The organism is Staphylococcus sp. EG-SA-17, from assembly GCF_017151845.1.
Classification (GTDB): domain Bacteria; phylum Bacillota; class Bacilli; order Staphylococcales; family Staphylococcaceae; genus Staphylococcus; species Staphylococcus aureus.
This window is the reverse complement of record NZ_JACVZO010000171.1, coordinates 1-246: the sequence shown is the minus strand read 5'-3', so window position 1 is coordinate 246 and position 246 is coordinate 1. Positions and strand designations below refer to the sequence as shown.

General features: G+C 30.9%; 1 protein-coding gene. It reads right to left on the bottom strand.

Going from position 1 to position 246, the window contains the following annotated elements:
* On the bottom strand, positions 1–233 hold a 233-nt coding region (locus IDG65_RS14610; RefSeq protein ID WP_346656771.1), incomplete at its 3' end, for a hypothetical protein.
* Positions 234–246: the final 13 nt, after the last annotated feature.

The window sequence follows — 246 nt, the reverse complement described above, 5'->3', positions numbered from 1 at the left end:
ATAGCTGTAATAATAATACTAGTAATTATTAGTAGGGCACTGAATATGTCTAATACAAAGACAATACTGTATGGTGCTTTCCATGAACCTAGCTCTACGCGTATTGGTCCATGTTTAACAACATTTGTCACTATATTCTCAGTACCTTTCAACATTAATTTTAAAGACGTTAGTCCGATTAGAATTTTCGAAGTTTGTATCGTAATTTTATTATTAAGTGCTGCCTTTTTAATTCTTTTCGCTAAA